Consider the following 21,366-nt stretch of genomic DNA (forward strand, 5'->3'; position numbering starts at 1 on the left):
ATCCCTTGTGGTACGGGTAATCACCCCTTCGTTACGGGTAATCACCCCTTTGTTATGGGGTAATCACCCCTTCGCTATGGGGTAAACACCCCTTGTGGTACGGGTAATCACCCCTTCACTATGGGGTAATCGCTTCTTCGGCACGGGCTATAATCCCTAAATATGGGGCTGCGGGCTTTTGAAAATGGCTTGCAGACTTATATAAACTCATGGAAGGGAAGTTTTTCCAGGTCAACATTACCGCCACTCAGGATGATTCCCACTTTTTTGCCGCGTACATCCAGTTTATTTTCGAGGATGGCTGCCAACGGAACAGCCGATGATGGCTCAACAATAATCTTCATGCGTTCCCAAATCATGCGCATGGCACGTACAATGCCGCGCTCCGAAACGGTTACAATCTCGTCGGTTTTACGCTGAATAATGCGGAAGTTGATCTCGCCCACCGATGTGAGCAGGCCGTCGGCAATCGTTTTGGGGTTAACCGAAGGAATGAGTTTGTGTGCGTGAAACGAGCGGTAGGCATCGTCGGCACCTTCGGGTTCGGCTGCTATAACCAGTGCTTTGGGGTTTAGGGTGCGTGTTGCAATGGCTGTCCCGCTTAATAAACCCCCGCCACCAATCGGGCATAGCACAATGTCGAATAAGCCTTTGTCTTCAATTAATTCTTTGGCTGCAGTTCCTTGTCCGCAAATGACGTTGAAGTTATTGTACGGATGAATTTCTATTGCTCCGGTTTCCGTTGCAACCTTTGCCAGCGTTGTTTCGCGGGCCTCCAGGCTTGGTTTGCAAAAGGTAATTTGTCCGCCGTAGCTCTCCACAGCTTGTTTTTTGATGTTTGGTGCTGTTTCGGGCATTACGATATAGGCCGGGATGCCTCGCATACGGGCAGCCAGGGCCAGTGCCGCTGCATGGTTGCCCGACGAATGGGTGCAAACTCCCTTGGCAGCTTCTTCATCACTTAACGAAAAAACGGCATTACATGCTCCCCGAAATTTAAAAGCACCTACTTTTTGCAGGTTTTCACATTTAAAATAAAGTTCGCAATTCAGAATTCGGTTCATAGTCGATGAACTTAAAACCGGTGTACGATGAACAAACGGACGAATGCGTTCGTGAGCTTGTGCGATATCTGCAAATTCTGGAAGTTTCATGTTGAATGTTTTTTAGGATTCAGGGAATAAGGGGCCTTTCGAATTATAATTGAAGCGAAAAACGGAGCTGTCGGACAATTCCTTCATCTTTTTCAAGCCAAAGCGCCACATGGCTATAATGAAAGGGATGAAAAGCAGCAGCAGAAAGTGATTCTGCGACATGAGGATGAAGTCGTAAATACCATGTAAAAGCATTGGCACGAGGATCGCCATCCGCATCATGGCTGGCCGGCGATAGGCAAAAAAGCGGGCCATACCCAAAAAGTAGCCCATGCAAACACCAAATAAAAAGTGAGCAGGAACAGCCGTAAGTGCTCTTGTGATGCCCACCTGTACGCCGTGCTGAGATACGTATAGGATATTTTCGACGGCAGCAAAACCCAATGAAATGAAAGTTGCATAAACAATGCCGTCGAACTTTTCATTGAATTCCCTGCTCTTCCAAATCAGCAGGTAGAGAAACAGGAATTTGAATAGTTCCTCGGTAAAGGCTGCTACAACAAACGCATTGTAAAAGGCCCGCGGGTAGCCGTTGAAGTTGTCAATGAAGCCCATCAGAAAACGTTCTACAATAAGGATGGGGATAACAGAGACAGCACCTAAGGCTAAAGCTTTAAGCAACATCGACCAGGGTTCGCGTTCGTATTTGTCGCGCAGCCAAACGTAGCTTAGCAAAATAGCAACGGGAGCCAGCGCCAGTAGCAGCAAATTATTCATGGTTAAATCTCTTCGATTAGCTGTTTTAGAATTTGGGTCATGTAAGGTTCCGATTTCATGGCGACCTCCTGAACCTCTTCGTGCGAAATTTCAACAATCTCGCCCGGAACGCCACTGTCGGTTACAATCGAGATCCCAAACACTTTCATATTCATATGGCGGGCAACTATTACCTCGGGCACAGTCGACATACCTACAACATCGCCACCAAGAATGCGGAACATCTTATACTCAGCGGGGGTTTCGAAAGTTGGACCCTGAACACCTACGTAGACACCTTCTTTAATCTCAATTTTATTTTTCAGAGCAATGAACTTGGCTTTTTGGCGTAATTCTTTGCAGTAAGCCTGGCTCATGTCAGGAAAACGAGGTCCCAGTTCATTCTCATTTGGGCCGTGCAGTGGGTGCTCGGGGAACATATTGATATGGTCATTAATGATCATCAGGTCGCCAATTTTAAAGTCGGGATTTAAGCCTCCTGTTGCATTGGAAACAAACAGGTAATTAATGCCCATCTTGTTCATGACTCTCACCGGGAAGGTTACCTCTTTCATATTATAACCTTCGTAATAATGGAATCGTCCCTGCATGGCCAGAACCTGCTTGCCACCTAATTTGCCGGAAATTAAATGGCCATTATGACCGTCGACCGTTGATACAGGGAAGTTGGGAATGTCGCCGTAAGGAATCTCTTTTTCAACTTCAATTTCTTTGGCCAATCCGCCTAAGCCGGAGCCTAGAATGATTCCGATTTCAGGTTGTTTGCCAATGATTGTTTTGATGAAGTCTGCGGTTGCTTCTATTGTCTTTAACATAGCCTACTATTTTTTTGTTAAAACTTTTTCCTTCACTGTCGAGGAAGTGAATTTTTACCGGTACGTAGAACAGTTTTGCTTTTAGCTCGTCGCTCAGTTCTGTTGAAAAGCGCAGGCGAACAGCATCTTTTTCAGTTGTTAGTATATAGGTGTTTTCGGTTTTGTGTTTTTGATAAATGTCTTCAATCTGGTTGTAATCACGTTTTGTAAAGTTGTGATGATCACTAAACACGATTTCATCCATAAGGTTTGTGTGTGCTGCTAAATATTTTCGGAATGGTGCCGGGTTGGCGATTCCAGAAAGCATAATAGCAGGGGTTTCTGAGTTGGTAAATTGGGGATGTTCTTGAGCCAGTTCCGGGAATACAGGCTCCGCTTCGCCATAAACCATGGTTGTAAAATACAGTGACTGATAGGGGAGAAGGTGCACATTCTTCATGATGATCCGGCGAGTGATCGGTGCTATTTCATCCGGGCATTTGGTGTAAATAATGATGTTGGCCCGGCGCCTGTGATAAGCTCTTTCCCGCAGTCGTCCCATTGGCAACAGATGATCGTCTTCGATGGGGCGGTTATAGTCGATCAGCAAAATGTTGATACCCGGAGTTACTTTGCGATGCTGAAAAGCATCGTCGAGCAAAATTACGTCGGGCTTTTCGTCTCTCATGAGTTGCTGGATACCATGAACCCGGTTTTCGTCCACTGCCACTGTTACCTCCGGAAATTTCTGTTTAATCTGTAGTGGCTCGTCACCAACATTCTTTACATCAGAGGTCTGCTGTACCGAAAAGAACCCTTTCGTTTTTCGCTTATAACCGCGGCTCAGGGTTGCCACGTTCACATGTTTTTTCAGGAGTTCTACCAAATATTCGGTGTGTGGTGTTTTCCCCGTTCCGCCAACGGTAATATTCCCAATCGAGATTACCGGAATCTCGAACTCTGTAGATTTGAACACCTTAGTGTCGTAAAGCATATTACGTATGTAAACAACTATTCCGTAAAGAATCGATAGTGGATATAAGAGAATTTTTATCATAGCACACATTTGTACTGCGAATTTACCAAAATCATAAGCAATAAAAAGAAGTTACCCTTTTGAGGTAACTTCTTCCATGTAAAAATTTTGATTAAATGCTTGGTAACTTAAGTTTTAATGCTCGATTTACCGGCGCTTATTTTACTCGAATGTAATATCGTAGGGCATACGGGCCATGATGCCTTTCGAGTTGACAGCATTTTTTAGTTGTTGGTATATTTTATATTGATCACCCAATTCTTCTTTTAGAAAGAAAGTCCGGGCTTCTCCGGTAAAATTCTTCACGAATTCTTCCAGCGGATCCGGTAGCTTGGGAAGCTTTGTGATTCGGTAGTTTTCCAGTCCGCACATTTTTGCTGCTAATTTTATCGCGTCGTTTACTCCGCCATAAAGGTCAACCAACCCGCGCTCTTTAGCATCTGTTGAGGCCCATACGCGACCTTGGCCAATCTCGTCAACCTGTTCTTTGGGAATTGAACGTCCATCGGAAACGCGGGTAATGAAGGTGTCGTAGCCGCGTTCGATGTAAGCTTGTAACTTCGCCCGTTCAAAACTGGTCAGCGGCCGGTCGTATTGAAGAAGGTTGGAATTTGCATTGGTACCAACAGCATCGGAGGTAATCCCGATTTTATCGTTGAGCAATTTGCCAATATTGGGAAACATGCCAAATATCCCGATTGACCCGGTGATGGTTGTTCGGTCGGCCATAATTGTATCGGCTGCTGCAGAAATATAATAACCACCAGAAGCGGCCACATCACCCATTGATACGATAACCGGTTTCACCTCTTTGGCCAGTTTCACTTCCCGCCAGATCACTTCGGAGCCATAAGCACTTCCACCCGGAGAATTCACCCGGAATACGATTGCTTTGATCGATGAATCGCGGCGAGCTTCGCGGATTGTTCGAGATAACTTTTCTGAATTGATACCATCCGCATCGTTTCCGTCAATTTCACCTTCAGCATAAATTACAGCTATTTTGTCGCGACTAAATTTCGGGGATTCCTTTGCGGGGACTTTGGAATAGTCTCCAACTCCAATGGCTGGAATATCATCTTCTTTGTCAATTCCGGTCAATTCTTTCAGTTTGTTGATCAGTTGATCTTTGTAAATCAGGGTATCCACTAAACCGACTTTTACTAAATCTTCTGCCGGCATAAAGGTCGCTACCGAATCGGCAATCTGATTGATTTTTTCGGGTGAGATTCCCCGGGATTCGGATATTGCATCAACTATTTGCGACCAGATACTGTTGAGGTATGTCCGTGTTTGCAGTTTACTGGCTTCACTCATTTTGTCAAGCATAAACGGTTCAACGGCTGACTTGAACTTACCATGGCGGACGATTTGCATGTCAATACCAAATTTGTCCAGGGCATGCTTGTAAAACATGCGTTGAGAGCTTAGGCCCTGGAACTCGAGCATGCCTTGTGGATTTAAAGCTACTTTGTCGGCAACCGAGGCCAGGTAATAGGCTTTTTGCGAGTAGCCATCGCTGTAGGCGTAAATAAATTTACCCGACGTTTTAAAGTCGGTCAGTGCCTGGCGAATTTCTTCAAGGCTTGCCATGCCTGCACGAATGACACTTGGGTTGAGGTAAATCCCCTTAATTTGATCGTCGGTTTTGGCTTTTTCAATGCTTTCCAGGATAGCATCCAATCCCATTTTTCCGGTTTCGCCGATGTGAGGAATTGGCAAACCAGCGAGCGGATTATCGACTGCCCGTTCAACAATCTCCTTTTTGAAGTCTAGAATCAGTACCGAGTTATCCTCAACCACGACTGGTTTTTCCGAAAATGATAACATAGCCGAGAAAACACCTGCCAGAATAAGGAATCCAATGATTCCGGAAATGATAACACCAACAATTGTTGCCAGCGTATACTTTAAAAAATTTCTCATAATAGTGAAATCTAATTTTGTGTTTGTAGTTTTGTGGCTTCTTGTCCTATTGAACACGAATTTACTAATTTCATTACATTTTGTTTATAAGATGGCGAAGCTTTTTTTATTGTTAGGGGGGAATTTGGGCGATAAGGCACAGATATTTAAATCTGCTCGTCAGCGTCTGGAAGAGGAGTTGGGGGCCATCATCGAAACATCTTCTATCTACGAAACTGAACCTTGGGGATTTGAATGTGACGATTTGTTCTGGAACCAGGTGGTTGTAATCGAAACAAAGCTCACTCCTGTTGAGGTGCTGAAGTTCACCAAGTCGATTGAACTGGAGCTGGGGCGTATTCGAAAGGCAGCCCGTTATACTTCCCGCTTAATTGATATTGACCTGCTATTTTACGATGATCTGGTATTTCACGAACCGGATTTGGAGTTGCCGCATCCCCGGATGATCGATCGCCGTTTTGTGCTTGAGCCTCTGGCTGAGGTTGCTGCCGGCTTTGTTCATCCGGTGTTCAAGCAAAGTATTATAGGTCTGCTCGAAGATTGCTCGGATCAATTAACTGTTAAACGATTGATTGATTAGTATTTCTCTCCGCTATTTTAACTGTTGCCTTTTGCATATTGCCCGCGTTTTGTAACTTTGTGCCCGTTCAAATTAAAAACAGAAATTCATTTAAATAATCGAAATACATGGCATTAATTAACGAAAACTATTTGAAGCTGAAAGCCGGATATCTTTTCCCGGAAATTGGCCGTCGCGTGAAAGAATTTACCGATGAACATCCGGATAAAAAAGTAATCCGTATGGGTATTGGCGATGTAACTCAACCATTGGCTCCTACTGTGTTGAAAGCATTCCACGAAGGAGTTGAAGAATTGGGTAACGCTGCTACTTTCAGAGGTTACGGCCCGGAGCAAGGTTACGATTTCCTGCGTGAGGTGATTGCCAAAAAAGCTTACCAGGCAAACGGAATCGATATCAAAGCTGACGACATTATTGTTTCAGATGGTTCGAAGTGCGATACCGGAAACATTCAGGAAGTATTCGGAAACGACAATAAAATTGCGATTTGCGACCCGGTTTACCCCGTTTACGCAGATACCACTGTTATGAGTGGAAAAACAGGCGAATGTGCTGCTAATGGCTACTATTCAGGCATTGTTTATATGCCTTGTACTGATGCAAACGGTTTCATCCCTGATCTTCCGGCAGAGCGTCCTGACCTGATTTTCCTTTGCTATCCGAACAACCCAACCGGAACTGTTGCTTCGAAAGAAGAGTTGACGAAATGGGTGAAATATGCGCAGGAAAACAAGTGTATCATCCTTTTCGATGCAGCTTACGAAGCTTTCATCACTGAAGCAGGTATTCCTCGTTCAATTTACGAAATCGAAGGAGCCAAAGAAGTCGCTATAGAATTTAGAAGTTTTTCTAAAACAGCAGGTTTTACAGGTACGCGTTGTGCATTTACCGTAATTCCGGAAGAGTTGAAAGCCTTCGATAAAGAAGGAACAGCACATTCGGTAAAAAAATTATGGTTACGTCGTCATACCACTAAATTTAATGGTGTTTCTTACCCGGTTCAAAAAGCAGCAGCGGCTGTTTATTCAGAAGCAGGTCAGAAGGAAGTGCAAGAAGTTGTGGCCTATTATATGGAAAATGCCCGACTTATGCGAGAAAGCTTGTCGGCTGCCGGTTACACGGTTTACGGCGGTGTTAACGCGCCTTATATCTGGGTGAAAACTAAAAATAATATGAGCTCATGGGATTTCTTCGACAAGGTGCTGAATGAAGCAAATGTTGTTGGAACTCCCGGATCTGGCTTTGGTCCTGCCGGCGAAGGTTACTTCCGCTTTTCAGCTTTTGCTGATCGTGAAAACGTCATCGAAGCAATGGAGCGCATTAAAAACTTAAGCTAATCGTATTTTTAAGCATATCTTGTGAACCCCAGCCTGTTGGTTGGGGTTTCTTTTTATAAAAACGATTCATTATGGGACAACTATTTACTTACACCCTGACTGTTTTTACCGGTTTTTTTGCCATTATGAACCCAATTGCCAATACACCTATCTTTTTAGGGCTTGTTGAAGGCGAGAAACCGGAAACCAAAAAGAAAGTAGCAAAGCTGGCTACGATAATCGCTTTTTTGATTGTGGCCTCTTTTGTTGTTGTGGGCAAGTACATCTTTGAGATTTTCGGGATTACAATTCCGGCATTTAAGATTACCGGAGGAATCCTGATTTTTTATGTGGGCTTCGAGATGTTAATGTCCCGCAAGTCGGCAGTCCATTCAACCCGGCCCGGTGAGGACGAAGATACAGGCATTGCTGTTTCGCCACTGGCCATTCCAATACTGGCAGGCCCGGGGACTATTGTAACAGCCATGAATAATGTAACCGATGCCAGCTACTCGCACATCGGTATCGTTATTGCCGTTTTTGCATTTATCTGTTTGCTTACTTATTGGGCTTTTGCTTTAAGCGATGCAATAGTTGGTAAATTGGGAAATAACATGATCGCGGTTATCGGGAAGTTGATGGGATTGATTATTGCAATCATTGGTACGCAAATGGTTGTTGAAGGTGTGAAGTTGTCGTTCAGCCTGTTGGGACAATCCTAAAGGTTGCTGATTACCTGCAATGAACGTTATAGCTTTCCCTTAAATCTTGTTAAATAATGTGAGGAATAGTTTTTGTGTGTTTATAAGCCATTCGGAATTCTGTATTTTTGTAATCTATGCGAATTATTTTTAGTTTGATGTTTTTACTGTCAATCGGTTTCTCCGGGCCGGTTCAAGCGCAAGGTACTCAGGATGATGACTTGATCGACCCCGTATTGATTTACCTGAAGGCAAGATTGATTAATCAGGACGATGGTTCGCCAGTGAGTTATGCCCACATTGTAAATATGCGTACTCGCGGAGGTACAACTACCGATGTGAATGGTTATTTCTCCATGGAGATGCTGAATGTGGATAGCATTGGCTTATCTGCAATGGGCTTCATGCGTGATTATGTGCATGTGCCTTATACTTACAAAGAAGACAGTGTGCTCACTATTTATGCCCGTCCGTTGCGGGTGGCTATTGGAGAGGTGAAAGTTACCGGTCAAGGTAAAAAAGTAAATATGGATGGTGTGGGAACCGGAAAGCCTTCAGATCTGGATCCGACCTTACGGGGAGATGCTTTCCAGAAAAAACCATCGGTGTTAGCAGCACTTTTTTCGCCCGCTTCGTTTCTGCAATATCACCTAAGTAAACGTGAAAAAGAAAAGCGGGCGGTGCGAGCAGCCATGATTAGTGACGAACAATGGCAACGCCTTTCAAAATATTACAACAAAGATGTTGTTATGGCTCTCACAGGCTTGAATACTAGCGAGGCCGATACCTTTATGATTTACTTCAACCAAAAAAATGTATTGACAGCTCATTCCAACGAGTATGATGTTCGCGATGCCATCCTAAAGCAATATCTGCTGTATCAGCAGGAACAATTTGCAGCGAAGGATGATTCGAAGCCGGAATAAGGCGTTGGTAATTTTTAGAAGAGCTCAGTGAGATGTTAACCCCTCAGAATGTTAGATCTTTTTTATTTGCATAATTTTCCGACCTTTGTCGCAATTTGACAGCTACATATGAGAAACATGAAAAATCGGGACGGAGGACACCATTCACGTCGTAAACCGCAACAAGACGAGAAATCTTTTCAACCCGAAAAGAAAAAGGTTAGTTTGATAAAAAAAGGGGCTGAAGAGATTCGCCTGAATAAATATATTGCCAACTCCGGCGTATGCTCCCGTAGAGAAGCCGACAAGCTAATTGCCGACGGCGAGATTACGGTAAATGGGGAAGTTGTAACCGAGCTTGGCGCTAAGGTGAGCAAGCGTGACGAAGTATCGTACAAGGGGCAGCCACTGAATGTGGAAAAGAAAGTTTACCTGTTACTGAATAAACCACGGGGTTTTGTAACGACTCTGGATGATCCGCATGCCGAACATACCGTGATGGAACTGGTGAATAATGCCTGCGAGGAACGCATTTATCCTGTTGGTCGTTTGGATAAAGAAACTTCAGGTGTATTGCTGTTTACCAATGATGGAGAACTGGCTAAAAAGCTGACACATCCGAGCTACGAAAAGAAAAAGATTTACCATGTTTTTTTGAATGTTGACTTCTCTGAAGAGCATATGGAGCAAATCCAAAAAGGTATTGAATTGGAAGATGGGTTTATTAAATCCGACTCAATAAGCTTTGTCGACCCGGCAGACAAAAAGCAAGTAGGAATTGAAATTCATTCGGGACGAAATCGGATCGTACGACGTATTTTTGCACATTTCGACTATAAAGTAGCCCGTTTGGATCGTGTTTATTTTGCCGGATTAACCAAGAAAAACTTACCTCGCGGGAAATGGCGTTTCCTTTCGCCAAAGGAAATTAGTTTCCTGAAGATGAATTGATGTAATAATTTCAATTTTCAGCAACTAATCAGTAAAACGTTGGAAAAAGAGTTTGTCGAAATAATCACAGAAAACCAGGGAATCATACACAAGGTATGTTCCGTTTATTGTGATTCGGAAGAGGATCGTCGCGATCTTTTTCAGGAAATTCTTACCCAACTGTGGAAATCATATCCTTCGTTTCGTGAAGAGTCGAAGTTTACAACCTGGATGTACCGGGTGGCGCTGAACACGGCTATCACAAGTTTTAAGAAAACTAAGCGCCAGCCCGATCATAATGGATTGACCATTGATACTGTGCAACTGGCGCATGAGGAATACGACCCGACAACTGATGAGCAAATGCGAATGTTGCATCAGGCAATTACCCATTTGAGTGGAATTGAAAAATCGATTATTTTGCTTTTTTTGGAGAACAAGAGTTACGAAGAGATTGCCGATATTACCGGAATTACACAGAATTACGTTCGTGTGAAGATGAACCGGATCAAACACAAGTTGAAGAAACAGATGAATATTGAAGAATGAGTATGGAACTGGATCAACTTAAAAATGCCTGGAATAAATTTTCCGACAAACAAGCCAGTCGCCACCGCGTTGACGAGACGGAGTTGCGTCGAATGCTGAAGCGTCGTACCAATGGGCTGATTGACCGCATTGACCGGAACGTGTGGATTGGCTTTACGGTGATTGTCGCTTTGGTCCTATTCTTCATGATTGACGATTTTTATCTGACCCCTAAATTTGCTGAAGGAACTCAGGTGCCGGCCTGGATCTACCTGATAGATGCCCTAAATACCATTATCCTAGTAGGAACATTCGGTTACTTCTGGAACCAATACAAAGGGGTAAAAAATCATTACTCGCAAAGCAACGATATGCGTCGTGTATTGGCTGATTCCATCCAGGCTTTGATGACATTTCGCCGCTTGTTTTATGGGGCCCTAACCGTATTCCTTTTTGTGATTGTTATTTCGGCTGTTGCAGGTTTCTTTGGTAACCCGGATGTAAAGGCTGAAACGATGCTGGCCGAACGAAACCAAGTGGTTTTACTAACCAGCTTGGGTATCTTGCTGGTGATTATTGCTGTAATCTTCCTGGTTTTTCACTGGGGCTTCTGTCGTCTGTACGGGCGTTACATCAAGCAACTGAAAGCGACTTTAAGTGAGCTTGACGAAATTGAGTAGTTCCCGGGTGCTCCACTATTTTCATCACATTTCGTAATCGCGCTCAACTTTCGCAATTCTCACTTTAAAGGATTTGTACCATTCGTTGCGTCCCTTTTCTTGTGCAATCTGATGTTGTGTATTTTCTTTCCAATTTCTAATAGATTCCAAATCTTTCCAGTACGAAACAGTCATTCCTAGCTCGTTCCTTGCGCTTTCTGCACCTAGAAATCCATCCTGTTTTTTTGCCAGGCTAAGCATTAAATCTGACATCGTTGAATATCCGTTGTCACCTTCAGTTCGAATCGATGTGAAGATCACGGCATAGTATGGCGGTTGTGGTGTCTGTGCGATCATATCTGTTTGTTTTTGATAGATAAAATTAGAAAACAGGATTTGCTGTGAGGCTAATTTATTGTACGTTTTTTCTTTAAACGAATTCCAGGTGCCCGGATTCTTCAGTTAGGCTTAACGTATAACATGTCATATATATCCGGAGTTTCGGTATTTTTGATAATCATTCCAAAACAATTGTGTTATGCGGAAAATTCTGATCTTATTTTTAGCACTTGCCTTAGTTCAATGTCAAACCGTTTCCAAAAATGAAACTAAGCAAAAGTCATTAGGCGTTGTTGCGAATAAAGCGATGGTTGTATCGGCCAGAGGAGAGGCTTCTGAAATAGGTGTTGAAATTATGCGAAAAGGAGGAAATGCCTTTGATGCAATGGTTGCGACCGATCTTGCATTACTGGTATCTTACCCCTTTGCCGGAAATATTGGAGGTGGTGGATTTATGGTGTATCGCTTGCAGAACGGAGAATGTGGAGCGCTCGATTATCGGGAGAAGGCCCCATTGGCAGCTACGCACGATATGTATTTGGATGGAGATGGGAATGTTGTTCCCGGGAAAAGTACGTTGGGGGCGATGGCTATTGGTGTACCTGGTACTGTTGCCGGACTTTTTGCTGTTCACCAGCGATTTGGAAAGCTCCCTATGGATAGTTTGATTCAGCCTGCCATTGATTTGGCATTGAAAGGTGTGGTAGTTACTGCCAAACAAGCAGCACGATTAAATCATTACCGATCTTTTTTCGAGAAGGCTAACCGACGGACTATTTTATTGGATCGGGAATGGCAGGAAGGAGATACAATCCGGTATCCCGAGCTTGCTGAAACCTTGTTGCGTATTCGGGATTTAGGTCGTGATGAATTTTATAAAGGAAAAACAGCAGATCTGATTGTCGATTGCATTCAGCAAGGTGGTGGAATTATGACGAAAGAAGATCTGGCAGCCTACCAGGCTCAGTGGCGGAAACCGATTGTTTTCTCTTATAAAGGGTCTAAAATTATAAGTATGCCACCACCGTCGAGCGGAGGAATTTGTTTAGCTCAAATATTGAAAAGTATCGAGCCATTCAATATCGGTCAGTATAAACAAAATAGTGTCCCGTATATTCAGTTGCTTACCGAAGCAGAGCGAAGAGCTTATGCCGATAGGGCTCACTTTTTAGGAGATCCGGATTTTGTACAGATTCCGGTTGACAGCTTAATATCTGATTCTTATTTGAAGCATCGCATGGCTGACTTTTCCTGGCAACACGCCAGCTCCTCTTCCGAAATTTCGCATGGCCAGCTGAATGCTGTTGAAAGTAATGAAACAACACATTATTCAATTGTCGATTCTTTTGGGAATGCCGTTTCGGTAACTACAACTCTCAATGGTGCTTACGGATCGAAAGTGTATGTGGATGGTGCCGGATTCTTTTTGAACAATGAAATGGATGATTTTAGTGCTAAGCCAGGTACTCCGAATATGTTTGGGTTGGTTGGAGCCGAAGCGAATTCAATTCAGCCCGGGAAAAGGATGTTGAGTTCTATGACCCCCACTATTGTGGAACAAAAAGGTCAATTGAAAATGGTTGTGGGAACGCCGGGAGGATCGACGATAATAACATCGGTGGCCCAGAATATTTTAAATGTATTGGAATATGGAATGGGAATGCAGGAGTCGGTTACCAAGCCTCGTTTTCACCACCAGTGGCTTCCTGACAATATCAAATTTGAGCCGGCTTTCGACACCTTGGTTTTCGAACCCTTACGCCAGTTAGGGTATCACATTGATCGGGGAAATACACCGGTTATTGGGAAAGTTGATGCTGTACTGGTATTGCCCGATGGACAGCTTGAAGGAGGTGCTGATCCTCGGGGAGATGATGAGGCCGTTGGTTTTTAACGATTGATTTGATTACATGACAATAGAAAAGGGTTTTCCCAAACGGGAAAACCCTTTTTATATTAGTTTGATCGGAGTTTAAAATTACTTCAGTAAGAAACTAAGGCGAGCAAAAAGGAACCGACCGCCGATGCCAAATTGTTGTGCTCTGCGCGACCAGTCGAAACGACCTTCACTTCGGTTATTACCTCCGTCAGCCAGCTTTTGTGCTGCACGGTCGGGGTAAATATCGAATAGGTTGTTTGCTCCAATCGTAATGGTTAACGGTTCACTAAGTTTATATCCAACTGAAAGGTCAGTTACCACTTTGGCACTAAATACCTGTTGTCTGTCAATGTTCGTTGTTGCTTCAGTGACTTTGCCGAAGTAAACGTTACGAAGGAAGATGTTGAACTTGGACATGGCGAAGGTATTCGACAAGTTGATTTTTGTTCTTGGTACAGCTTCTTCCAGGTAAATACGGCTGTCTTCCGGGAAGTAGGTACTTACCAGTCCTGCATCCTCCAAAACACGGGAAGCCTTGATTGGACCTACCTGGTTGGTCTTAGAGAAAGTAGCCGATAAATCGGATTTCAGTAAAGAGTTGTTACCCAGTTTGGCTTTCTGTGTAATCACAATGTCTAACCCTTTTGACTCCGTATTGATTGCATTCGCGAAGAATGAGGCAGCAGTTGCGTTGGCCTGCGCCAGCAAATTGTCGAGTTCAGTGCCTGTCCCCGGTCCTTGGAATTGTCCGGTATAAACAATACGGTCGTCAATCTTGATGAAATAACCGTCGACTGTAAAGCTCAGGTTCAATGCAGGGGCTTTGGCTGTAAAACCAGCGCTGACACTCGATGATGTTTCTTCCTTTAATTTGGGGATGCCAAGCAGCTTGGCTGCACGGCTGTCGTTTGCAAAGGTCCCAACTTCCTGTGGGTTTCCGTTTTGATCGAAAATAGTAGAGGTTGAGTTGAAGTAAAGCTGGTGTAACGATGGAGCGCGGAAGCCTGTGTTGAATGCTGCGCGAATATTGAAATTTTCAGCTGCTTTAAACATCGAAGCCACTTTGAAGTTGAGAGTTGATCCAAAATCAGAATAATTTTCAAATCGAGTGGCAAAGCTTAACATGAGTGCTTTAGTTAAATCAGCTTCAAGGTCGACATAACCGGCAATACTATTTCTACCTCTCGATAGTTCGTTCTTAGGACTGAAGCCCGGGAATACTTGTGAACCACCCGGACGCGATGCACCGAAGAAGTCTTGAGCAGGCTGTTGTGTTGCATTTGTAATAACATCGCCGTCGGCAGTATATTGAGCATAGCTGGCTTCTTCACCTGCAACAATCTCATACTTCTCGAGGCGATATTCGGCTCCGAATGCGACGTTCAGGCCTTCGAAAATATCATCATGATATTTTGAAATATCAAGATTGGTTGTGTTTTGCGTAAAAGCAAACCCGCCGGCATCGAAAGTTGTTGGTGATGAATTTTGCATTGAAGCATTCGAGGTGTTCCCGATAATATACATGAAAGCGTTTTGCCCCCAGGTGTTGCTGAAGTCGACATCCCAGTCAGATACCTTCCCTTTAATGCCAAAAGAAACAGACTTGTCGGTAATGTTTGAGTTGATCTCAGGCAAAAAGCCATTGATATAGGCCGGGGTGTAGGTACGACTCTGGTTTGGTAGACGATAGAATCCCGCTGAATTTCCCGACCTGGAGCTTAAGCCAGCGAAGGAGTAAATTTCGGTTCCCTTATCATCCAGCGGAAGAGCGAAGTTGGCAAAGAAACGACCTCCTCGTAGTGCTGATTGACCAACGCGCATGTTAAAGTCGCTGCGTTTAAGTCCGCGTGCAGCTAATTCAGCGTCGGTGTTATCCGCTGACAAAATACTTTGGAGCTCTGTTTTTGTTGTTGCTCCGTTGAGGCTGATGCCTGCTTGGTTGGCATAGGTAATTACATCAGTAACGTCATCATCGAGCAGCGAAGCTAAATTATATCCATCATTGTTGGCATAACGTTCAACAGTATTGTAAAGGTTAAAGATTGTTCCTTCCCATTCTTTCATCCGGTTGTAGTAATCGCGGTAATCAAAGTCTCCTGTGAAGTTGATATATCCGCCTTTATCTCCTAATGGTAATCCGTAGTTTCCGCTAACGTTTACAGTAGCACCATCAACACCGCCGGTTTGCTCGTTGGCATTTTTGCTGAAGTTTGCTCCGCTTGTTACTTTAAAATCCAACTGATCTGTCTTGTCGTTTAAAACAATGTTGATTACCCCGGCGATCGCATCCGAACCATATTGAGCGGCAGCGCCATCACGCAAAACTTCAATGCGTTTAATTGCGGATGCAGGAATCGCATTTAAGTCGGTACCAACATTACCGCGGCCAAAAGTACCATTCACATTGACTAAAGATGAAGTGTGTCGACGTTTCCCGTTGATTAAAACCAATACCTGGTCGGGACCTAATCCCCGTAAAGAAGCTGGGTCGATGTGGTCAGTACCATCCGAAATCGTTTGAGTATTCGATGAAAAAGATGGTGCAACATAGTTTAATATTTGGTTTAGGTTGGTTTGCGGACCGGCGGCAGTTAGTTCGCTAACGTCGATCACATCTACCGGAACCGGTGTGTCAATACTTGTTCTGTTTGGATTTCGGGAACCGATTACTGCAACTTCTGCGATTTCAATACCAGGTTGCAAGGCGATCACAATTTTGGTTTGCCCCTTCACCGGAACGTCCTGATCATCGAAGCCCACAAAGCTGACAACAAGTACATCGCTGCTTGTAACTTTAAGGTGAAATGCCCCGTTAACATCGGTCGAGGTCCCCGTGAATGTTCCTTTAATAACTACGGATGCTCCCGGAAGAGCTTGTCCTTCGTTGTCCGTTACTGTTCCCTCAAGTTCGTAGGATTGTGCAAATACTGATGTAGCTATCAGTAGAAATGCGAGTAAGGTGAAAATTCTCATATACAACTGGTGTTTTGGTTAAGAGTCTTTAAAGCTACCTACAACCAAAGGTCTGGTGTATCTAGATGTGTTGATATTTGAAGTGAAAGTTACAAAAAGATAACATCTGAGCCGTATTTGGTTCTAGGTGATAGAAATGAAACAAAAACAATAGAAAAATGTTTGGCTTTAATATAAGGTTCGTGTCAGGTTTGAGCAAATATCTCTGGAATACATGATTAAACCAAACAAATCCTTCTAGCTGTATTGTCTTTAAAATGAGACCGGTGAAATGTTAAAATTTTCGATAGTTAGGACGTGAAATTGGGTGTTTAAAAGGGGTTTTGTTAATATCAGTTAACAGCAGATTAATTAAATACGATTTTTAGATGAGGATAGATAGATTTTTAAATGTATTGAATTGGAGCTTGTTATATTTGCGCTCTTTATCACTGACATTATATTCTAAGAACGTGAACTGAAGGTGGTTGCTGGTTGTTATTAATCTATTTTAATTAGCTAATATGTCGCATACTGAACTCATTGACTTTACTGTTATTACAGTAATGACGCTTGGTTTCGTTGCTTTCTTACTGAGTGAAAAAGCAAAAGTTTCTTCAATCCCAATCCTGATTGTTTTGGGTTTGTTGTTTGGTCCTGTACTTGGGCTTATTCCCAATAGCCAGGGACATACTGTCTTTAATTATGCCCGTGTTTTAGGGTTGGTGCTTATTCTGTATACGGAAGGGCATAACTTGAAATGGGCCATGATTAAGAAACATATCCTCTCCATTAGCCTGCTGGATACGGTCGGGCTACTTGCAACGGCTTTCATAAGTGCGTACCTGTTTTCTTTCATCTTCCATCTACCGTTTGGGGCCGGATTGCTTTTTGGTGCAGTTGTTTCGGCAACGGACCCTGCAACTCTAATTCCGCTTTTCAAACAAAACAATGTGGATGAAAACATTAAGACAGTTATTGTTACTGAATCGATCTTTAATGATCCGCTGGCTATTGTATTGACTACTCTTGCTATTGCAATGGTGGCACCGAATGCAGATCAGGCGCATTTAGTCATGTTGATTTCGAAATTTACGACTATTTATTGGGCCGGAGTTATTTACTTCTTGTACGAAATTGTTTCATCTCTGGCAATTGGTTTTGGTTTGGGCTTTGCCGGATACTGGATGATCCGCTGGTTAAAACCGGGGCTGCTACCTCAAATCTTTGGTCTAGCCATTGCTTTTGGTGGTTTCCTTATTGGTGACGCTGCTCAAACATCAGGTTACCTGGTTGCTACAACAATTGGTATCGTCTTCGGAAACCATGCGCTGCTATTTAAAAGATGGAATGAACATGAAGGGTTTAAGAAATTCGTTAAAAAGGAAATGGAGTTTAATGAAATCCTTTCCGATATCGCCAGTGTATTCATCTTTCTTCTATTTGGTGCGACTGTCAATCTTTCGGTTCTTAATGAAACGCTGCTAAAAGGTGTTTTGATTGGTTTGGGTGTTGTTTTTATTGCCCGTCCAATTGCCAGTTTAGTAATCCTTCCGTTGAAAAAATGGACATTCAAGGAATATCTTTTTATTGCTCTTGAGGGACCTCGGGGTGTTGTTCCTGCGGCTTTGGCCGGTATCCCATTGGGGATTGGTTTTATGAACCACAATCAAATGTTGATTGACTGGGGTGAGATTATTCTCTCAGCTACCATAACGACAGTTTTGGTCTCAGTGTTAGCCGAAACACTTTGGGTTAAGCCACTTTCCAAGAAATTATTACGTCGACAAGAATAAATTCCAGATCAACGATTGAAGCCCCATAAGTGTCGGATGATACTTATGGGGCTTTTTATTTGAGGGTATTTTACCATTACACGTTACAAGAATATGTGAAATCAGGTTATGCCATCATGCGATCCCCGATGTCTTCGGTATCTATTTTATCTTGTCGACTTTCACATAAAGTTGATTTTTGAAAAAGTCATTTGTTGACTCAGGAAGGGCTTTTTCGACGGTTTTGTATGCTTCGCTGTCATGAATTGCTTTGTAGGTTTCAGCCGTTTTCCAATTTCCCTGAATGAAATAGTTGTAACCATCGCTGCTGCCTTCTTCAATCTTCAAAAGTTTATACCCGCAATCCATATATCCTAAGGATAAAATTGCCTGGTTGAGTTTCTCTATATTTTCTTTCAGTTCATTTATGTTCAGCTTTTCCGGCGCTTTTAACAAGTGAATGCTGGCATATCCGGTGTCGCTCGGATCGGGTAGGTGAGAGCTGTGGAAGTAATGCAGCAGCCATTTGTTATCCACTTTTTTCAGAATGTAATCTTCGTAGGTGTCAAAATGAATGACTATGGGGCCGTTCGTGAAACTGGCGTCGAATTTGACAATTGAAGTTGCGATGTTACCGGATACTTCCGTTTTTACAAAGTCGGTTTTAATGTTGATGGTTGCACCTTCAAAGCCTTGAAATACCTGGATGAAATCATCAATGCTGTTAAAATACATCCCGTCTTCAAATGCTGAAAAATCGGGTGTGCAGAGGGTTTTTATTGCTTCAAAATCGAATTGCTGAGCTTTTGCATAAAACTCATTGATGGCAGCTTCTGCATTGGCCTTCTCTGCTTCCGGATTGGGCTTCTGGCAGGCTGTCAGCACGAGAGCCAAGGCCAGAAAAATAAAAAATTGTTTCATGATGAAATAAGAGTTTGGTTATATGGGGGTTACGAGCTATAGGAGATTATAGTTCGTCTATATAAGCCCGATCTTCAACTGGACGTTTGTCAAAGAAGTACCAGCCTTTGTTATTAATGAATGGAGGCTTGAATCAACCGATGCGGCAATGATTTTTTTGAGAACTTCGATTTATGGCTTCACGACTTTTTTCAAGACTGAAGGGACACTAAAAAGATCGTAGTCGTTGCTGTAAATTAAGTATCTGTTATTCCAATCCGGAGAAAATTTATCTTTGAATTCCTTGAGGCCTTTGTAATGTGAAAATGAGCGAAATTTGTCATAGGCAAAGCGAATGCCTTTTTCAGGAAAATTTCTTCCTTCTTCGATACCGGCCATCGCAGCAAAGCCCAGGTCGGCTGTTTTGTAACCTTTGTCTTTTAAGTAGAAAAACAATTCAGCCATCAGGAATTCGATCAGTCCATTGGGGCTATCCTTGGCATTTCGGATGAGGTCGTAAGTGGCATCGCCCGGTTGGTAATCGGGGATGATGTTGGCAAAAGCCAGGATTTTCTCTTCAGCATCTTCAACTGTTAGTACTGTTTGATACTTCAGCTCTTTGGAATCGAACAGGCCTTGCGAAAATACCAGCTCGTCGTAGTCCCGCTCTTTTTGCCATTCAACCGAAACGGCATGGATTTTTTGCAACAGTCCTGCTTTAATGGGCGGCTCGTAAATTTTGGAAACTAGCCCAAGTTCTTTTTGTTTGTTCGACGAAGTCCGAATTGATTTCTTGGCTTTCCCCTCGATGGTGAAAGTTGTCAGGTCTAGTTCCGCTTCCTGGCCGATCAACAGACTTTTCTTGTTTAGCTGTTGGTATACCGGAAGGCTTCTTTCGGGTACGCGGTAAAACAAGCTTTTCATCCCGTTGGCTGTGCAAAAGCTGTCAAACTCGCGAATGACCATCGCCATTTTTTCTGCATCTGCACAAACCGGATCTTCCAGCACAACGGCATAGTTCCCGGCAGGTCGGTAGGCTATAAAAGCTTCTTCATCGGCACTGAAAAAGAAACTTTTGTCGTAATAGGTTTTAAAGTAGTCGAGCGAAGACCGACCAAACTTGCTGACCAGTTCAAGGGCGGCATCTGATTCGCGTTCTTCGGTTTTCACCTCGAAAAAGTACGGGCGAATAAGTGTGTAAAGTAGAAAGCTAAGTGTGAGGCCTCCAGCTGCATTTAATGAATACAGAAAGTTTTGGGCAAACTTGTTGGTCGGAACCAGCGCATCACTTTGGTAAAAGAAGAAATTTTGAACCGTGTAGCGGATGGATTCCACCAGGTCGAAATCGATATTGAAATAGCTGCGGTCCAAAAAATAGAAGCCGATGGTGCCGTAGAGAAGAACTGCGCAAATAGAGATTAGAGCAGCATTAATACCCATGTCAACGAGTTTTGGGTTGTTTCGGACAAAGTACTGACGTCGGGTAAGGAATAGGGCAACGATGGTAAACAGCGCCAGCGATGCTTCTTCGTAATCAATGGCCTTGGTAAGATGGCCGATGGCAGAAATGGCTGCCAGAAAAACGGTCATGTACCAGGCCGATCGGACACCTTTCAACAGGAATGCAGAAATAAGAAGCAGAAAAATTCCAACCATAAACACGGCATAGTTCGACAAGTCGATGGCATACCAGGGAAGGAAGTCGTGCAGCAGGCGAACACGGGAATGAATGGCCGGAGTAAGTACTGATACCAGGTTAACAATGCCCAGGGAAAATGTAAGGACAACCGGTGCTATGCGCAGAACGATATTGTTGCGGACGAATACAAAGCTGAAACCGCCAACGATCAGCAAGAGCCAAAATTCGAAAAAACGGTATAAAAAGGTTACCGAAACGGCCTGTAAGGTTGAAAAGCCATAGCGGGTTAAAATGAACCCCATGGATAACTCGATGGCTCCCAGTCCGCGAAGGAAAGGTGAAATAAGCAAGAACATAACCGACACAATATAGCCGATGATGGCTGCTTCAATTGAAATCGGGTAGGCGAGGGCTCGCATCGCAATTAGCAGATGAGCCATTCCAACAAACTCGATGACTATAGAAACAAGCACCGTGCGGATAAATTGACGGCGATCGAACTGGATGGCTATGAACTCGGCATACTGGGCTTCGAAAGGCGGGTGTAATTTTATAATGATTCGGAATAACCAGCCTTCCTTCATGAGTGAACGAACGGCCAGAACGATAACTGCAATGATGGCTAGTAAGCCAACG

18 protein-coding genes are annotated in these 21,366 nt (G+C 43.5%); 9 read left to right on the forward strand and 9 right to left on the reverse strand.

Annotated features, from left to right (window positions below; translation table 11 throughout):
• Positions 1–197 precede the first annotated feature (197 nt).
• The 5 genes from AC37HE_RS03830 to sppA all read right to left on the reverse strand — a co-directional run bounded on the left by AC37HE_RS03830 (position 198) and on the right by sppA (position 5,627).
• Positions 198–1,154: a pyridoxal-phosphate dependent enzyme gene (locus tag AC37HE_RS03830; RefSeq protein ID WP_500781461.1), complete on the reverse strand. Its 957-nt coding sequence runs from the start codon at positions 1,152–1,154 to the stop codon at positions 198–200.
• A gap of 12 nt (positions 1,155–1,166) precedes the next feature.
• A complete protein-coding gene (locus AC37HE_RS03835) occupies positions 1,167–1,871 on the reverse strand; it encodes a PrsW family glutamic-type intramembrane protease (protein WP_500781462.1) in 705 nt (234 codons plus the stop codon).
• Between the two features lie 2 nt (positions 1,872–1,873).
• Complete coding sequence (locus AC37HE_RS03840) at positions 1,874–2,686, reverse strand: purine-nucleoside phosphorylase (RefSeq protein ID WP_500781463.1); 813 nt, start codon at positions 2,684–2,686, stop codon at positions 1,874–1,876.
• Complete coding sequence (gene lpxK / locus AC37HE_RS03845) at positions 2,625–3,722, reverse strand: tetraacyldisaccharide 4'-kinase (protein WP_500781464.1); 1,098 nt, start codon at positions 3,720–3,722, stop codon at positions 2,625–2,627. The genes AC37HE_RS03840 and lpxK overlap by 62 nt, the downstream gene beginning before the upstream one ends.
• 141 nt (positions 3,723–3,863) lie before the next feature.
• The gene (gene sppA / locus AC37HE_RS03850; RefSeq protein ID WP_500781465.1) at positions 3,864–5,627 is read right to left on the reverse strand and encodes a signal peptide peptidase SppA; all 1,764 of its coding nucleotides are present in this window, start codon (positions 5,625–5,627) and stop codon (positions 3,864–3,866) included.
• A 91-nt stretch (positions 5,628–5,718) separates the two neighbouring features.
• On the opposite strand from sppA, the gene folK reads away from it, so the two are divergent.
• From folK to AC37HE_RS03885, 7 genes are all read left to right on the forward strand, one after another.
• Positions 5,719–6,207, forward strand: a complete 489-nt coding sequence (gene folK, locus AC37HE_RS03855) for a 2-amino-4-hydroxy-6-hydroxymethyldihydropteridine diphosphokinase (RefSeq protein WP_500781466.1) — start codon at positions 5,719–5,721, stop codon at positions 6,205–6,207.
• A gap of 107 nt (positions 6,208–6,314) precedes the next feature.
• The gene (locus AC37HE_RS03860) at positions 6,315–7,544 is read left to right on the forward strand and encodes an LL-diaminopimelate aminotransferase (protein ID WP_500781467.1); all 1,230 of its coding nucleotides are present in this window, start codon (positions 6,315–6,317) and stop codon (positions 7,542–7,544) included.
• 71 nt (positions 7,545–7,615) lie between these two features.
• Complete coding sequence (locus AC37HE_RS03865; protein ID WP_500781468.1) at positions 7,616–8,245, forward strand: MarC family protein; 630 nt, start codon at positions 7,616–7,618, stop codon at positions 8,243–8,245.
• A 137-nt stretch (positions 8,246–8,382) separates the two neighbouring features.
• Positions 8,383–9,150, forward strand: coding sequence for a hypothetical protein (locus AC37HE_RS03870; protein ID WP_500781469.1), 768 nt, complete (start codon positions 8,383–8,385; stop codon positions 9,148–9,150).
• Between the two features lie 117 nt (positions 9,151–9,267).
• A complete protein-coding gene (locus AC37HE_RS03875) occupies positions 9,268–10,080 on the forward strand; it encodes a pseudouridine synthase (protein WP_500781470.1) in 813 nt (270 codons plus the stop codon).
• A 39-nt stretch (positions 10,081–10,119) separates the two neighbouring features.
• A complete protein-coding gene (locus AC37HE_RS03880; RefSeq protein WP_500781471.1) occupies positions 10,120–10,608 on the forward strand; it encodes an RNA polymerase sigma factor in 489 nt (162 codons plus the stop codon).
• The gene (locus AC37HE_RS03885; RefSeq protein WP_500781472.1) at positions 10,605–11,267 is read left to right on the forward strand and encodes a DUF8845 family protein; all 663 of its coding nucleotides are present in this window, start codon (positions 10,605–10,607) and stop codon (positions 11,265–11,267) included. The genes AC37HE_RS03880 and AC37HE_RS03885 overlap by 4 nt, the downstream gene beginning before the upstream one ends.
• Positions 11,268–11,291: 24 nt before the next feature.
• Here the strand turns inward: AC37HE_RS03885 and AC37HE_RS03890 are convergent, their stop codons facing one another.
• Positions 11,292–11,603 carry an antibiotic biosynthesis monooxygenase family protein gene (locus AC37HE_RS03890; protein ID WP_500781473.1) on the reverse strand — a complete coding sequence of 104 codons (312 nt, stop codon included), beginning with the start codon at positions 11,601–11,603 and terminating at the stop codon, positions 11,292–11,294.
• 181 nt (positions 11,604–11,784) lie between these two features.
• On the opposite strand from AC37HE_RS03890, the gene ggt reads away from it, so the two are divergent.
• Entirely contained in the window at positions 11,785–13,479 is a 1,695-nt protein-coding gene (gene ggt, locus AC37HE_RS03895) for a gamma-glutamyltransferase (protein WP_500781474.1), read from the forward strand.
• An 84-nt stretch (positions 13,480–13,563) separates the two neighbouring features.
• On the opposite strand, the gene AC37HE_RS03900 is transcribed toward ggt, so the two are convergent.
• Positions 13,564–16,437, reverse strand: coding sequence for a TonB-dependent receptor (locus tag AC37HE_RS03900; RefSeq protein ID WP_500781475.1), 2,874 nt, complete (start codon positions 16,435–16,437; stop codon positions 13,564–13,566).
• A gap of 503 nt (positions 16,438–16,940) precedes the next feature.
• Here AC37HE_RS03900 and AC37HE_RS03905 point away from each other — a divergent pair.
• Positions 16,941–18,212, forward strand: a complete 1,272-nt coding sequence (locus tag AC37HE_RS03905; protein WP_500781476.1) for a cation:proton antiporter — start codon at positions 16,941–16,943, stop codon at positions 18,210–18,212.
• Positions 18,213–18,353: 141 nt separating this feature from the next.
• Here AC37HE_RS03905 and AC37HE_RS03910 read toward each other — a convergent pair whose 3' ends face one another.
• Both AC37HE_RS03910 and AC37HE_RS03915 read right to left on the reverse strand, forming a co-directional pair.
• Entirely contained in the window at positions 18,354–19,112 is a 759-nt protein-coding gene (locus AC37HE_RS03910; RefSeq protein ID WP_500781477.1) for a nuclear transport factor 2 family protein, read from the reverse strand.
• Positions 19,113–19,283: 171 nt separating this feature from the next.
• On the reverse strand, positions 19,284–21,366 hold a 2,083-nt coding region (locus AC37HE_RS03915), incomplete at its 5' end, for a phosphatidylglycerol lysyltransferase domain-containing protein (RefSeq protein WP_500781478.1).

This window comes from Mangrovibacterium sp., assembly GCF_059905295.1.